The organism is Nocardia sp. NPDC055029 (assembly GCF_053608525.1).
The window spans coordinates 138,142-151,700 of sequence record NZ_JBSGVQ010000003.1; the positions used below are offsets into that span (position 1 = coordinate 138,142).

The window sequence follows — 13,559 nt, forward strand, 5'->3', positions numbered from 1 at the left end:
CCGCGAACCTGGTTACCGGCCTGAGCAACCTGTTGAGCTCCGGCTCGGGCGAGACCAAGCCGCTGCCGTAATCAGCCACACATGCGTGCGAAGCCGCCGCGGTGAGTGCCTCCTGGCATCTCTCCGCGGCGGTTTCTTCGTTTCGGCGGTGGCTCTAGCGCGCGGGGATCAGGCGGTAGAGCCACCAGGGGCGGGTGGGGAAGGCCGGGTCGTAGATGCGCAGGAGCATGCGGCGTTCGATGCCGGTGCTGCGCTCGCGGACACGCAGGTGCCTGCGGGCGATGTCCTGGGGGCGGACGTCGCTGGTCCACACGGGATCCCAGTCGGGGGATTGACCGCAGGATTCGGTGATCGCGGTGACACGCTGGGTTGGCGCGAGCGGGGCGAGCATGCGGAAGGCGTGGACCAGGAGCTGGGCTTCGGTGGTCCAGTCGATGAAGACCTTCTTCGCCGCCGGGTCGAGGAACATCCACTCGAGCATGTTGACGCCGGCGCCGAGGCCGGGGAACAGGCGCTGGTAGTCGGCGTTCGCGGCGAGCAGGTCCATGGTGGGGAACCGCTGTAGGCAGGCCGGATGGTTGAGGCTGGCCAGATCGGTCAGGTCCTCCGCGGACGGTGTGGCAGGCGCGGTGCCGGAATCGAGAGCGGGCAAGGCGAGTACCAGAATGTGCTTGCGATACCAGTGCGGCACATCAAGCGAGTCGAAAAGCCGCTGCAACATAGCGGGATTCGGCACCAGCGCGCCCGACTCGATCTGACTGATCAGCAGCGGCGCCATCTGCGCCCGCACCGCGAGCTCGGTGCGCGCCAGACCCGCCGCCATCCGTCGCTCGCGCAAATACACACTGAGCGCAGTATTTTCACCCATCACAACCCCCGAGCCTCACCCCGACCGACGGCAATTCCCAGGGTACGCCGGGTTCGGGACCTGGCCTTCGAAACGTCACACCCAGGCGCTCAGATAGCTCCTGACGTTGGGGGTCAGGTCTCGTAGGTGCGACCAGGGCAGTCTGCCCTGGTACTGAAGCCTGCCGACGATGAGCCCCGGGTGTACACCCATGGATGCCGCGCGGGCGGTGACCGCGCGTTTGGAAATCGGTGTGGAGAACTCAAGTCTGCCGGGCAGTGCCCATTCCATGGCGAGCTTGTCTGCTGCGTGTTCGGTTTCGTTCTGAGTGGCGGTGCACACGTCCGAGTCCAAGGCGATGCCACTGGCCAGATGTCCCAAGTGCACGTGGGCAAGTTCGTGCAGCAGTGTGAACACGACACTGTCGATGCGCTGAATGCGGCCGGATAGTGCGACTACCGGCGCCCCCGACTTGTCCAGATAGGCGCCGCCGTCGATCTTTCCCGACTTGAAAGGCGCTACGTAGACCAATCGAATTCCATACTGTCGGAACAGGTCAGGCAAGCTGGCGAGTGCGGAAGGTACGCGAGCGCGCCGGACGACTTCGCCCGCGAGTTTCCGAGTATCTCCCAGCGAAGCTACCTCCGACGGATTCAGCCGGACGGTGCGCCGAACGCACGAGATCCAAGCCAACTGCGCCGGTGAAATCGGCCTGCCCTCGTCGGATCGTCGTGCCGCGAACTCGATGACCGGCATCGACAACGGGTCGTCTATGCCCAGAAATTCGCAGACCGCGGCTTCCTCCTCATCGATTCCCGCGCCGGTGGGGACGATCCCTCGTTGCCGAAGTTCGGGCATCGGCACGAGTTGTGCGAGACGGGCACGCCTCGAAACCACGGCTGTTCGCTCCGACCCTGCGGTGCGAGACAGCGTCCACAAGCGGTAGATGTTCTGCAGCCGTAGCCACGTGGCAGCTTCCGTATCGGTCGCTGCCGCGATTTCCATCGCAGTCTCCGCAGTGATCTCCTTGTGCCCGTTGAGGATCTCGGAAACAGCCTGCGTCGGCCTACCCAGAATCTGGGCGAACTCGGCGACGGTCCAGCCGCGTGCCTCGATCTCGTCCCGGAGGTATTCGCCAGCCGGAAACGCCTGCGCAGGCAGCCCGGCATCTTCATTCATTTCTCAGGCCTCCCCTCACGGCAGATCAGTGGTAGTCGCACAGTTCGAGGATCACTACTGCGCGTCCCTCGTCATCGGTCTTGAACTGTAGGATCAGGCGCCATTTTCGGGTCAGTCTGATCGAGTAGTGCCCCTGCCGATCGCCTTTCAGCTTCTCCAGATTCAGTGAGCGGAAGTTTCGAAGTTCGATCTCGCTCGAGGCTGCCTGGAGTAGCTGAACCTTCTTCCGGTAGGCGATGACAGCCTCCGGGTCCAGCCCGTTGATCCGGAACTTGTCCACTTCCCAGAGGGAGCGAAGCTCGGCTTTCGCGAACTCGAGTCGCACTCCGTTCCCCCTTCATCACCCTACAGGTGATGGCGAGTCTACAGAGGCTGTTCGCCAAGACGAAACCGAATCTTGACCTGCGCAGATACAGCGAAGGGCTCGGAGTCCGAAGACTCCGAGCCCTTCGCTGCGATGGTTAGGCCATCAATGGATCAGAAGGCGGCTTCGTCGAGGTCCATGATGTCGTTGTCCAGGTTGGCCAGGATCGCGCGGGTGGCGGTCAGCTCGGGCAGGACGTTGCGGGCGAAGAACTGCGCGGAGGCGACCTTGCCGGTGTAGAAGGCGACGTCGGAGCCGGTGGCGCCGTTGTCGAGGGCGGCGAGGGCGATCTCGGCCTGCTGCAGCAGCTGCCAGCCGATGAACAGGTCGCCGACCGACATCAGGAAGCGGACGGAACCGAGGCCGACCTTGTACAGCTCGGTCGGCTGCTCCTGGGCGCCCATCAGGTGGCCGGTCAGGGTGGCGGCCATGGTCTGGACGTCCTCGAGCGCGGTGGCGAGCAGCTTGCGCTCGCCCTTGAGGCGCTCGTTGGCGGAGTCGGACTCCAGGAACTTCTGGATCTGGCCCGCCACGTGGGCCAGGGCGACACCGCGGTCACGCGCGATCTTGCGGAAGAAGAAGTCCTGCGCCTGGATGGCGGTGGTGCCCTCGTACAGCGAGTCGATCTTCGCGTCGCGGATGTACTGCTCGATCGGGTAGTCCTGCAGGAAGCCGGAGCCACCGAAGGTCTGCAGCGAGTCGGTCAGGTACTGGTAGGCGCGCTCGGAGCCGACACCCTTGACGATCGGGAGCAGCAGGTCGTTCACGCGGAACGCGACGTCCTTGTCGGCACCCGAGACCGCGAGGGCGATCTCTTCGGTCTGGTGGGCGGCGGTGTAGAGGTAGATCGCGCGCAGGCCCTCGGCGTACGCCTTCTGCATGGCCAGCGAACGACGCACGTCCGGGTGGTGGGTGATGCTCACGCGGGGCGCGGCCTTGTCGGTCATCTGGGTCAGGTCGGCACCCTGGACGCGGGTCTTGGCGTACTCCAGCGCGTTCAGGTAACCGGTCGACAGGGTCGCGATGGCCTTGGTGCCGACCATCATGCGCGCGTTCTCGATGACGTCGAACATCTGCGCGATGCCGTTGTGGATCTCGCCGACGAGCCAGCCCTTGGCGGGAACGCCGTGGCCGCCGAAGGTGACCTCACAGGTGGCCGAGGCCTTGATGCCCATCTTGTGCTCGACGTTGGTGACGAACACGCCGTTGCGGTCACCGTAGGTCTCGGTGTCGAAGTCGAAGTGGACCTTCGGCACGTAGAACAGCGACAGACCCTTGGTGCCAGGGCCCGCGCCCTCGGGGCGAGCCAGCACCAGGTGCATGATGTTCTCGAACAGGTCGTCGGAGTCACCCGAGGTGATGAAGCGCTTGACGCCCTCGATGTGCCACGAGCCGTCTTCCTGCTTGATCGCCTTGGTGCGGCCCGCGCCGACGTCGGAGCCGGCATCCGGCTCGGTCAGCACCATGGTGGCGCCCCAGTTGCGGTCGGCGATCTTGGCGGCCCACTGCTTCTGCTCGTCGGTGCCGTTGTTGAAGAAGACCTGGGCGAAGCCGGCGCCCGCGGCGTACATCTGGATGGGCGGGTTGGCGCCGAGCACCATCTCCGACAGGGCCCAGGTGATGGCGGACGGGGCACTCAGGCCGCCGAGCTCCTCGACGACGCCGACCTTGGCCCACTCGCCCTCTTCGAGCGCCTTGTAGGACTTCTTGAAGGACTCGGGCAGGGTGACCGCGTGGGTGTTCGGGTCGAAGGTGGGCGGGTTGCGGTCCGCGTCGGCGAACGACTCGGCCAGCGGGCCCTCGGCCAGGCGACGAACCTCGGAGAGCATCTCCTTGACGGTGTCGGTGTCCAGGTCACCGAAGGTGCCGGCATCGAGCAGCTTGTCGATGCCGAGGACCTCGAAGAGGTTGAACTCGAGGTCGCGAACGTTAGCCTTGTAGTGGCCCATGTGAGTACTCACTCTCCATTGAGTCTGGTGCGGTCGGTTGTGCGCCGTTCCCGCCCGTCTGACGTCCACCGGGTAGCCTTGCCGGTTTTCCGCATGCTACTCGCGGGTAACTTACCGACCATATTACCGGTGGGTAATCGTCTCGGCAAAGGGGCTGGGAGCAATGTGACGTGAAAAACACGCGCGAGCGCGGAGATGTTGCTCGCCGCGGCGGCGGGGCTACCGTGAGGTGTGCGCATCGAGACGAGTGCCGGGCCCGCCGAGATCGAGCTCGACGAGGTCGCCGAGCCGGCCTTCCTGTTGGTGATCACGCACGGGGCCGGTGGCGGTGTCGACGCGAAAGACATTCTGGCGGTGAGGGATTCGGCGATCGCAGCCGGTGGAATGGTCGCTCGGGTCGTGCAGCCGTACCGGGTTGCCGGGCGGCGGGCGCCGGGCTCGGCGGACAAGCAGGACGAGGCGTGGCTCGAGATCGTCGCCGCGTTGCGTGATCGGTTTGCCGGGGTGCCGGTTGTTCAGGGGGGTCGCAGCAACGGGGCCAGGGTGGCGTGCCGGACGGCCGTAGCGGTGGGCGCGCGCGGGGTGATCGCGCTGTCTTTCCCGCTGCATCCGCCCGGGAAACCGGAGAAGAGCAGGCGCGAGGAACTGCTCGCGCCAGGTGATATCGAGGTCGTGGTGATCAACGGTGGCAGCGACCCGTTCGGGGTGCCCGATGCCGCCGACGCGGCCGAGGTGACAGTGATTCCGAAGCAGGCGCATTCGTTCCGGACCGGATTCGACGTGATCGCGGCGACAGTGGAACCCTGGTTCGCCCGCTGGCGTTAGGCTTCGGCGGACAGCTTCGTCGAAGAGGCAGGGGGCACCATGAAAGCGCTCATCGTGTGCACGTCCAAGTCGCACGGCAACACCAGGAAGGTCGCCGACACCATCGGGTCGGTGCTGGACGCGCGGGTGGTCGACCCGGCGGAGATCAGCCCGGCCGAGCTCGCCGCGTACGACCTGGTCGGCTTCGGCTCGGGGGTGTACTGGATGGCACTCGACGCGCGGCTGCGCGAGTTCGTCGACGGGCTGCCCGCCGGCGCGGGCCAGGAGGCGTTCGTCTTCGCCACCAGCGGGCTGCCCGAGCCGGGATTTCGCCCCTACCTGCGCAATCTCGGCGACCAGCTCGCCGGCAAGGGGTTCGAGGTGGTCGGTGGCTTCGCCTGCCGCGGGCTCGACACGATGGGACCGCTCGGGCTTGTCGGCGGGCTGAACAAGGGGCGGCCCAGCGCCGACGACCTGACCTCGGCGCGCGAATTCGCCGAACAGCTACGCGGACGCTTCGCCTGATTCCGGTAGGTCGCGTTCGGCGACCACCAGGGCGTCGATCGCGTCGGGACCCTCGGTCGGGCGCAGGACGGCGTCGGCGATGCGAATCGTGAGATGGTCGCCCGCCGCGCCGAGTTCGGCCCGGATGTCCTCGGGCGTGAACAGGATCGCCGGGTCCTGCGGGCCGCCGTAACCCTGGGTGAGGTTGCGGGTGTCGTGGCCGAGGACCAGGAGCATGCCGCCGGGGGAGATCATGGCGGCGAGTTCGCGCAGCAGGGCGCCGCGCCGCTCGGCGGGCAGGTGCACGAACACCATCAGGATCAGCTCGTACGGGCCGGTGATCCCGGCTGCGGTGAGATCGGTGATGTCGGCGCAGTGCCAGTTCACCCGGGAGCGGACCGAGCGGGACAGGCGCGCCGCCACCGTTCTGCCCTTGTCGATGCCCACCTGGGAGAAGTCGACGGCGTCGACGTGCCAGCCGTGGGTGGCCAGCCAGAGCGCGTGGCGGCCCTCGCCGCAGGCCAGGTCGAGTGCGCGTGGCAGCGGAGGCGGGGTGCCACCGGTTTCGTCGGGCAGGAGGGGGACGCGGCGATCGAGGCCGTAGACGTATTCGACCACCGTGCTGTTCGGCGGTGCGCCCCAGATCAATTCACTGTGGGCATAGCGCTGATCCCACTCCGCCGCGTCCATGCCTTGCAGTGTATGGGGGCGACGCTACAGCTGGGTACGCATCAGGACGACGTTGTACTGGGTGTGGATGGTCGTCATGAAGTAGAGGTCGCGGCCGGTTTGGTACGGGAAGATCGACGGGGCGTAGGCGGTGGGGAGTTCGCGGGCGTCGATCAGGACCTCGGGGGCGCTCCACGGGCCCGCCGGGGAGGGCGCGCGGCGCATCACCACGGAGTTGAACGGGTCGGTGGTCAGGGAGATGAACTGGCCGAGGTACTCGTTGTACATCACCGACAGCTCGCCGACGCCGCCCATGATGGGGGCCGCCGCGTTCACGTCGTTGAGCTTCCAGCCGCTGCCGTCCCAGTACTCGTAGGCGCCGAGGTTCTCGATCGCGGCTTCCGGGACGCGCGCGATGAACGCGTCGTTGTTGCGGCCCGAGCGGGTGCCGTACTCGTAGACGAAGCCGCCGTCCTTGAGGAAGGCGTTCATCTGGAAGTTGGCGTTACCGCCCTCGTCGGGGCGGCGGGTGTGGGTGAGATCGGCCCAGGTCTCGCCGTTGTCGGCCGAGGCGGCCAGGCCCGAGTAGCTCGTCGTCCACTCGCCCGGCGCGTCCCAGGTCTTCACCGACATCAGCGACAGGTACTGCACGCCGTTGGCGGAGATGCCCGCGGTCGGGATGCGGCTGATCTCCAGGAACGGGATCTTCGGGCTGGGGATGAGATCGCGCGCCTGGCCGATGACATCGCGCACGACAGTGTCGAAGAAGATGCCGCCCGACGGGTCCTTGGTGTGGCTGCGGACCAGGATGTTGGACCGCCACGCCCAGGTGCTGCCCGCCAGCAGGTTCGGGAAGCCGATCCCGGCGGTGTCGCCGAAGGCGGTCAGCATCTCGCCGCGGCCGTTGTCCCACATGATGCCGAGGTCGGTGCCGAGGACGTTGTAGTTCTGGGTGTTGTTCGGGCTCGCCATGCCCGTGACCTGGAAGACGGCTTGCGTGCGCCCGTACAGCGCGGGCAAGCCGTGGGTGCCGTTGAGGACGGGAATCGGGTTGATCGCGTTCGGGTTCGCCACGGCTGGCGTCGCTCCGCTCACCAGCAAGGCCGTGGCACCCGCCAGTGCGGCCAGCAAGATGGGACCGGTCTTGTGCACGATCGTCGGCGCCTCCAGGTCACGCCGAAATGGGGGAGGCGCCAGCTTCAACTGTGCCGCGGACCACATTCCGGCTGATGGATGAATCGCAGCGATGTTAACAGTCAATCGGAGTGGAGTGGGCTACCTCGATTCGTGAGTCGGCATGAACAATTGTCCAATTGCCTGGCGCTAGCTACGAGTCAGTGCCTTACGCAGCAGCAATGGCACCTGGGCCGCGCGCTCGGCGGCGAAGGTCGCGCGGGAGTTCCGCTGCCAGGAGCGGTCGAAAAGGCGCTTGGCCGCGGCGACCGCGCGCGGATCGCGGGCGGTGATCCGGTCGGCGAGGATTTCCGCCGCCGCCTGTGGGTCGTCCGCGATGTCGGTGATCAGGCCGATTTTCCGAGCGTGCGCGGCGTCGACGGGGTCGGCGGTCATGGTCAGCAGCAGGGCCTGGTCGATGCCGATGAGCTGGGACAACGAGACGGCGCCCGACATGTCCGGGATCAGGCCGTGCGCGGCTTCCATGACCGAGAATTCCGCTGTCGGCGCGGCGATACGGAAATCTGCGGCGAGCGCGAGCTGCAATCCGCCGCCGAAACAGCGTCCGTGCACCGCGGCGATCACCGGAACGTCCAGGCGTCGCCAAGCCCAGCAGGCTTCCTGGAATGTGTTGGTGCCGCGCCACGGTCGCGGCAGGAATTCGCGGACGATAGCCAGAGGATCGCGGGTGGCGGCCGCGATATCGAGTCCGCTACTGAAACTCGGCCCGTTACCGCTCACGATGACGACCCGGGTTTCTTTGTGCTCGGCCACTTTTCGGGCCGCGGCGACAAGATCGCGCAGCATTTCCAGTGTGAGCCCATTGTGTTTGCCGGGCCGATTCAAGGTGATATATGCGCGGTCGCTCTCGAAGCGTGTGGTGATGTGGTCTCCCATGGGGTTATCTTACTCGCGAGTCAGTTATGTGCGGTGGTTCGGTGTGGCCATGGGGACGGTGGTGCGGCATGATCCTCCACGGCTGCGCATCGGCCGATGCGCGTCGATCGAGAGGACTCGAGTAGTGCGAATCTGTCTGATCGCCGCGGCGCTGATCGCCGCGCCGATGCTTGCTGCGTGCGGAAGTGGCGACGACGCGCCCGCGGTCACCCAGGAGCAACTGTCGAAGTCGTTGCAGGACAAGGGGCTCAAGAACCCCGAGCTCGCCGACTGCGCGGCCAAGGTCTTCCTCGACTCGGGGATGTCGCAGGATGGGTTGCGGGTGATGGTGTCCAACTCGCAGTCCGGTGATCCGGCGAAACTGCTCGGTGAGGACGACGCGGCCAAGGTGAGCGCCGCCCAGTCGAAGATCGCCGCGGACTGCGTGCGTTTGGGTAGCTGAGGCTCGCGCGTATCGATCGCGCCGATTCAAACTCTCGTCGGGCTCACCTCGCCGGTGTTGCACTGAAAGCGCCGTCGACGAGGAGGAGCCATCATGACCACGGAGAGAATCGCCGATCAGGTCTCGTTCGCGTACTGGGTCCCCAATGTCAGCGGTGGGCTCGTGACCAGCGATATCGAGCAGCGGACCGGCTGGGATTTCGAGTACAACCGCAAGCTCGCGCAGACCGCGGAGCGCAACGGTTTCGACTACGCGCTCTCGCAGGTCCGCTACACCGCGTCCTACGGCGCCGAGTTCCAGCACGAGTCGACCTCGTTCAGCCTCGCGCTGCTCGGGGCGACCGAGCGGCTCAAGGTGATCGCGGCCGTGCATCCGGGGCTGTGGCATCCGGCTGTGCTGGCGAAGTTCGGGGCGACGGCCGACCATCTGTCCGGTGGCCGGTTCGCGATCAATGTCGTGTCCGGGTGGTTCGCCGGCGAGTTCCAGGCGCTGGGCGAGCCGTGGCTCGAGCACGACGAGCGCTACCGGCGCAGCGCCGAATTCCTCGAGGTGATCCGCAAGATCTGGACCGAGGACGCGGTGAACTACGGCGGCGACTTCTACCGGATCCGCGATTTCACCCTCAAGCCCAAGCCGCTCAATACCCCCGAGCGACCGAATCCCGAACTGTTCCAAGGTGGTAACTCCACCGCGGCCCGGCGCAACGGCGGCCGCTACGCCGACTGGTACTTCTCCAACGGCAAGGACTTCGACGGGGTCACCGAGCAATTGGACGATCTGCGCGAGGTCGCCAGGGCCAACGATCGCGAGGTGAAGTTCGGGCTCAACGGGTTCATCATCGCGCGCGACACCGAGCAGGAAGCCCGCGACACCCTGCGCGAGATCGTCGAGAAGGCGAACAAGCCTGCGGTGCAGGGATTCCGGGACGCGGTGCAGCAGGCGGGTGCGTCGACCGCGGATCGCAAGGGCATGTGGGCCGACTCGACCTTCGAGGATCTGGTCCAGTACAACGACGGTTTCCGCACCGGCCTGATCGGCACGCCGGAGCAGATCGCCGAGCGGATCGTGGCGTACCGGGCACTCGGCGTCGACCTGATCCTGGCCGGGTTCCTGCACTTCCAGGAGGAGATCGAGTACTTCGGCGCGAAGGTGCTGCCGCTGGTACGTGAACTGGAGGCCGCCGCGACCCCGGTCGCGGCGGGACGCCGATGACGGTGGTGACCGCCGAGCGGATCGCCACGGCCGCACAGGCATTGGCGATCGCCGCCGAACTCGCCGATGAATTCGCCAGGGGCGCGGCCGAACGCGATCACGCGCGCCGGCTGCCGCACGAGGAGCTGGACCAGCTCTCGGCCAGTGGGCTGCTGGCGATCACGGTGCCCGCGGCCTTCGGTGGTGCTGATCTGCCGCCGAGTGTGGTCGCCGAGGTCTTCCGGACTCTGGCGGCGGCCGATCCCAATATCGCGCAGGTGCCGCACAGTCACTTCGTGTATCTGAACCTGTTGCGGCTGGCGGGAAGTCCCGCGCAGCAGCGGGAGTATTTCGGGCGGGTGCTCGCGGGTGCGCGGATCGCGAACGCGCAGTCCGAGCGGGGTGGGGCGAGTGTCGCCGAGATCGCGACGACATTGCGTCCGGGTGACGGGGGGTTCCTCGTCGAGGGGACGAAGTACTACTGCACTGGATCGCTGTTCGCCGATGTCCTTGCCGTACTGACCAGACTCGATGACCCGCAGGATGTTTCGGGCCTGGCGCCAGGCGAGTACGTGGCTTTTGTCGCCGCACTGGAACCAGGTGTTCGCATCGTCGACGACTGGGATGCTTTGGGGCAGCGCACCACCGGCAGTGGCACCGTCGAGTTCGATCGGGTTCAGGTGGGTCGGGAGCAGCTGGTTGCCCGGGCTGCCGCGGTGCAAGCGCCGACCGGATATGGGGCTTTCGCGCAGCTGCTGCACGCCGCCATCGACGCGGGTATCGCGCGTGGTGCGCTCGAAGCGGGCGCCGAGTTCGTGCGCACGCGGAGCAGGCCGTGGTTCGAGGCGGAGGTCGCGCATGCTGTCGACGATCCGCTGGTCGTGCAGCGGTTCGGGGAACTGGCCGTGTCGGTCGCGGCGGCGGAATCGTCGCTCTTTGTGGCCGGTGCGGCGGTCGACGAGGCGGTGCGCCCGGCGAGAGCGGCCGATGGGGCGCAAGGTCCGCCGGGACTGAGCAATGCGGCGCAGGGCCGGGTGAAAGAGACCGATGGGGGGCGAGGTTCGGCGGGACTGGCCGATGGGGCGCGAAATTCGGCAGGGCCGACCGACGGGGCGCTAGGACCGGCGAGGCTGACCGGTGCGGCGCCGGGCCCGGGTCATGACGCCGCGCAGGCCTCGATCGCGGTTGCGACGGCGAAGATACTCGCCGATCGAGCTGCGAACGAAGTGTCGGCGGCGATCTTCGAGGTGGGCGGAACGCGCAGCGCCGTGGCCGCGCACCAACTGGACCACTACTGGCGCAATGCGCGCACCCACACCCTGCACGACCCGGTCCGCTGGAAGTACCAGCACATCGGGCGCGCGGTGTTGCAGGACCGTCCGCCGCCGCTACACGGCGTCATCTGAGCACCGGTCGATAAGAGAGTGAGGACATCCCCGTGACAGTGACCGTTGTCGTCGGAAATCCGAAACCGGCGTCGCGCACCCTGGACGCGGCTGTGCGCGTCGCGCGGGCGCTGCGCCCCGCCGCCGAGCCGGAGGTGATCGACCTCGTGACCCTCGGGCCAGGGTTGCTCGGGTGGGGCGATCCAGCGGTGGTGAGTGCCGCGCGCACCGTATCCGCTTCGGAGCTGGTGATTTTCGCCAGTCCGACCTTCAAAGCCACCTACACCGGACTGCTGAAGCTGTTCCTCGAGCAGTTCGACGGTGGCACCGGGCTCGCCGGGGTGCTCACCGTGCCGGTGATGCTCGGTGCGGGGCCGGCGCACGCACTCGCACCGGACCTGCTGCTCAAGCCGGTGCTGGTGGAGCTCGGCGGGACCGCGGCACTGCCCGGGCTCTACCTCGCCGACCGCAGCTTCGCCGAGGACGGCGTCATCGAGGCGTACGCGCAGCGCTGGGCACCCGTCGTCGCGGCACTGACCGACAGGCCCGTGGAGGCAACGAATCATGCATGAACTCTTGGACTTTCCCGCCGACGGCAACGGCCTGCGCCGCGCCTTCGCCAACTTCCCCAGCGGCGTCGTCGCGGTGTGCGCCGAGATCGACGGCACCCCACACGGTTTGGCGGTGAGCACCTTCGTCCCCGTCTCGCTCGACCCACCGCTGGTCTCGTTCTGCGTGCAGAACTCCTCGTCGACCTGGCCCAAGCTGGCCGCCGCGGGCCACCTCGGCCTCAGCCTCCTCGGCACCGACCAACAGGCAGCCGCCAGGGCCCTCGGCGCCCGCAACGGCGACCGCTTCCGCGAAACCGCCCTGCACCGCGGCACCGGCGAAGCGGTCTTCATCGACGGCGCCACCGCCTGGATCGAAGGCGTCCCGGAAACCCACGTCCCCGCGGGCGACCACCTCGTCGTCCTCCTGCGCGTCAATCGCATAGCCGCCCGCGAAGACCTGGACCCACTCGTCTTCCACGCCAGCAAATTCCGCACTTTGCACACAGGCTGACCCCGGCCGCCTGATTGCGCAAGAACATGGGTAACTCACCGGGCACGGGCTACAGAAACCAGCCACCCCACCGCCGGCCGCGCACAAAAACTCCCCGCGCCTAGGTCTGGCCTAAATACGCGGGGAGGCGGAAGAGCCGATGACGGGAATCGAACCCGCGCTGTCTGCTTGGGAAGCAGAAGTTCTACCATTGAACTACATCGGCGTGCGTTCATCGAGCGCGTTCGCGACTCTATCAGACCGGCTCGTGTGCCGGTCAACTCTTGATCGGACACCCTCGGAGTAGCAGTAGAGGACTGTCACGGTAAGGGTGGCGACGGCCAGGTCAGGACGGCGGTGGCCTGGCCGATCGCGCGGTCGCCGACGTGGAGGTGGGCGATGACGGCGCCGCCGGAGTGGCCGCCGTGCCGTAAGGGGGGTGGGCATCGGCCGATTACGGGCCGGATCGGCGTTCGCGCGTTTTACAGTTCGTCGACGGGTTCTGCACAGTAGGCAAGCGTTGGCTTGCGGGCACCCGGTCGCGCCGTGTGGTACGGCGTAACAGGTTCTCCGGCTCGATATTTCGGCTCGGTGTCAGCCGGGCCGTCGGGCTGGGATTACGAAAGGCTGACGAATGAAGCGGGTTCTGTTCGTTTCGGTGATCGCGGCGTTGACGATGCTCGGAGCGGGGTGCTCCGATGATTCCGGGTCCGATACCGGCACCACAACCACCACAACCACCACGACCACCAGTCCGGTTGAGCAGGACCCAGGCCACGGTGACCCGGGACATCAGCATCCGACCACGCCGGCGCAGGACGGGGGCCAGACCGTGCCACCGCCGGTCGAACCCACCACCGCGGTACCGCCCGGGCCCACCGGCATCGTGAACCCGACCACACAGCAGCCGCCGCCGGTCGGACCCACCGGCATCGTGCAGCCCACCGCGAAGCCGCCGACACCGAAGCCGCCGGTCGGACCTACCGGCATCGTGCAGCCGACGCAGTAGCCGCGAGCGGCGCGCCGGATTCGGCGAACCACGGACCCGAGGGGCGAGCCGGTGCATGTCGATCGCCCCTCGGCCGGGGACGGGCGAACCCGCCGGGCCGGCCCT

General features: G+C 67.2%; 15 protein-coding genes and 1 tRNA gene. 8 read left to right on the forward strand and 8 right to left on the reverse strand.

Going from position 1 to position 13,559, the window contains the following annotated elements; translation table 11 throughout:
* Positions 1-154: 154 nt before the first annotated feature.
* From ACWF9G_RS04055 to ACWF9G_RS04070, 4 genes are all read right to left on the reverse strand, one after another.
* Entirely contained in the window at positions 155-868 is a 714-nt protein-coding gene (locus ACWF9G_RS04055) for an MmyB family transcriptional regulator (protein WP_379309308.1), read from the reverse strand.
* A gap of 75 nt (positions 869-943) precedes the next feature.
* Positions 944-2,026, reverse strand: a complete 1,083-nt coding sequence (locus ACWF9G_RS04060) for a HigA family addiction module antitoxin (RefSeq protein WP_379309307.1) — start codon at positions 2,024-2,026, stop codon at positions 944-946.
* Positions 2,027-2,051: 25 nt separating this feature from the next.
* The gene (locus ACWF9G_RS04065) at positions 2,052-2,351 is read right to left on the reverse strand and encodes a type II toxin-antitoxin system RelE/ParE family toxin (protein ID WP_379309306.1); all 300 of its coding nucleotides are present in this window, start codon (positions 2,349-2,351) and stop codon (positions 2,052-2,054) included.
* A 152-nt stretch (positions 2,352-2,503) separates the two neighbouring features.
* Positions 2,504-4,339: an acyl-CoA dehydrogenase gene (locus tag ACWF9G_RS04070; protein ID WP_379310422.1), complete on the reverse strand. Its 1,836-nt coding sequence runs from the start codon at positions 4,337-4,339 to the stop codon at positions 2,504-2,506.
* A 231-nt stretch (positions 4,340-4,570) separates the two neighbouring features.
* Between ACWF9G_RS04070 and ACWF9G_RS04075 the strand changes: the two genes are divergently transcribed.
* Positions 4,571-5,164 (forward strand): alpha/beta hydrolase family protein, encoded by a 594-nt coding sequence (locus ACWF9G_RS04075; protein ID WP_452513522.1) that lies wholly within the window; start codon positions 4,571-4,573, stop codon positions 5,162-5,164.
* Between the two features lie 39 nt (positions 5,165-5,203).
* Complete coding sequence (locus ACWF9G_RS04080) at positions 5,204-5,668, forward strand: flavodoxin family protein (RefSeq protein WP_452513524.1); 465 nt, start codon at positions 5,204-5,206, stop codon at positions 5,666-5,668.
* On the opposite strand, the gene ACWF9G_RS04085 is transcribed toward ACWF9G_RS04080, so the two are convergent.
* The 3 genes from ACWF9G_RS04085 to ACWF9G_RS04095 form a co-directional block, all read right to left on the reverse strand.
* A complete protein-coding gene (locus ACWF9G_RS04085) occupies positions 5,648-6,337 on the reverse strand; it encodes a class I SAM-dependent methyltransferase (RefSeq protein ID WP_452513526.1) in 690 nt (229 codons plus the stop codon). The genes ACWF9G_RS04080 and ACWF9G_RS04085 overlap by 21 nt on opposite strands.
* Before the next feature lie 24 nt (positions 6,338-6,361).
* Positions 6,362-7,468: a DUF4185 domain-containing protein gene (locus ACWF9G_RS04090; RefSeq protein WP_452513528.1), complete on the reverse strand. Its 1,107-nt coding sequence runs from the start codon at positions 7,466-7,468 to the stop codon at positions 6,362-6,364.
* A 171-nt stretch (positions 7,469-7,639) separates the two neighbouring features.
* The gene (locus ACWF9G_RS04095) at positions 7,640-8,386 is read right to left on the reverse strand and encodes a crotonase/enoyl-CoA hydratase family protein (protein ID WP_452513530.1); all 747 of its coding nucleotides are present in this window, start codon (positions 8,384-8,386) and stop codon (positions 7,640-7,642) included.
* 124 nt (positions 8,387-8,510) lie between these two features.
* On the opposite strand from ACWF9G_RS04095, the gene ACWF9G_RS04100 reads away from it, so the two are divergent.
* The 5 genes from ACWF9G_RS04100 to ACWF9G_RS04120 all read left to right on the forward strand — a co-directional run bounded on the left by ACWF9G_RS04100 (position 8,511) and on the right by ACWF9G_RS04120 (position 12,466).
* Positions 8,511-8,828, forward strand: a complete 318-nt coding sequence (locus ACWF9G_RS04100; RefSeq protein WP_379310415.1) for a hypothetical protein — start codon at positions 8,511-8,513, stop codon at positions 8,826-8,828.
* A 93-nt stretch (positions 8,829-8,921) separates the two neighbouring features.
* Entirely contained in the window at positions 8,922-10,040 is a 1,119-nt protein-coding gene (gene sfnG, locus ACWF9G_RS04105; protein ID WP_452513532.1) for a dimethylsulfone monooxygenase SfnG, read from the forward strand.
* On the forward strand, positions 10,037-11,425 hold the full coding sequence (locus ACWF9G_RS04110) for an acyl-CoA dehydrogenase family protein (RefSeq protein WP_452513534.1): 1,389 nt from the start codon (positions 10,037-10,039) through the stop codon (positions 11,423-11,425). Before sfnG ends, ACWF9G_RS04110 begins: the two co-directional genes overlap by 4 nt.
* A gap of 32 nt (positions 11,426-11,457) precedes the next feature.
* On the forward strand, positions 11,458-11,976 hold the full coding sequence (locus ACWF9G_RS04115; protein WP_452513536.1) for an NADPH-dependent FMN reductase: 519 nt from the start codon (positions 11,458-11,460) through the stop codon (positions 11,974-11,976).
* Positions 11,969-12,466, forward strand: coding sequence for a flavin reductase family protein (locus tag ACWF9G_RS04120; protein ID WP_452513538.1), 498 nt, complete (start codon positions 11,969-11,971; stop codon positions 12,464-12,466). Before ACWF9G_RS04115 ends, ACWF9G_RS04120 begins: the two co-directional genes overlap by 8 nt.
* Positions 12,467-12,600: 134 nt before the next feature.
* On the opposite strand, the gene ACWF9G_RS04125 is transcribed toward ACWF9G_RS04120, so the two are convergent.
* Positions 12,601-12,671, reverse strand: a tRNA-Gly gene (locus tag ACWF9G_RS04125).
* A 408-nt stretch (positions 12,672-13,079) separates the two neighbouring features.
* Between ACWF9G_RS04125 and ACWF9G_RS04130 the strand changes: the two genes are divergently transcribed.
* Positions 13,080-13,454: a hypothetical protein gene (locus ACWF9G_RS04130; RefSeq protein ID WP_452513540.1), complete on the forward strand. Its 375-nt coding sequence runs from the start codon at positions 13,080-13,082 to the stop codon at positions 13,452-13,454.
* The last annotated feature ends 105 nt before the right edge of the window (positions 13,455-13,559 follow it).

What these genes read in the sequence shown, in the direction of transcription:
- ACWF9G_RS04055 (WP_379309308.1), bottom strand. Translation starts at nt 868, where the DNA reads ATGGGTGAAAATACTGCGCTCAGTGTGTATTTGCGCGAGCGACGGATG.
- ACWF9G_RS04060 (WP_379309307.1), bottom strand. Translation starts at nt 2,026, where the DNA reads ATGAATGAAGATGCCGGGCTGCCTGCGCAGGCGTTTCCGGCTGGCGAA.
- ACWF9G_RS04070 (WP_379310422.1), bottom strand. Translation starts at nt 4,339, where the DNA reads ATGGGCCACTACAAGGCTAACGTTCGCGACCTCGAGTTCAACCTCTTC.
- ACWF9G_RS04080 (WP_452513524.1), top strand. Translation starts at nt 5,204, where the DNA reads ATGAAAGCGCTCATCGTGTGCACGTCCAAGTCGCACGGCAACACCAGG.
- ACWF9G_RS04085 (WP_452513526.1), bottom strand. Translation starts at nt 6,337, where the DNA reads ATGGACGCGGCGGAGTGGGATCAGCGCTATGCCCACAGTGAATTGATC.
- ACWF9G_RS04095 (WP_452513530.1), bottom strand. Translation starts at nt 8,386, where the DNA reads ATGGGAGACCACATCACCACACGCTTCGAGAGCGACCGCGCATATATC.
- sfnG (WP_452513532.1), top strand. Translation starts at nt 8,922, where the DNA reads ATGACCACGGAGAGAATCGCCGATCAGGTCTCGTTCGCGTACTGGGTC.
- ACWF9G_RS04110 (WP_452513534.1), top strand. Translation starts at nt 10,037, where the DNA reads ATGACGGTGGTGACCGCCGAGCGGATCGCCACGGCCGCACAGGCATTG.
- ACWF9G_RS04120 (WP_452513538.1), top strand. Translation starts at nt 11,969, where the DNA reads ATGCATGAACTCTTGGACTTTCCCGCCGACGGCAACGGCCTGCGCCGC.
- ACWF9G_RS04130 (WP_452513540.1), top strand. Translation starts at nt 13,080, where the DNA reads ATGAAGCGGGTTCTGTTCGTTTCGGTGATCGCGGCGTTGACGATGCTC.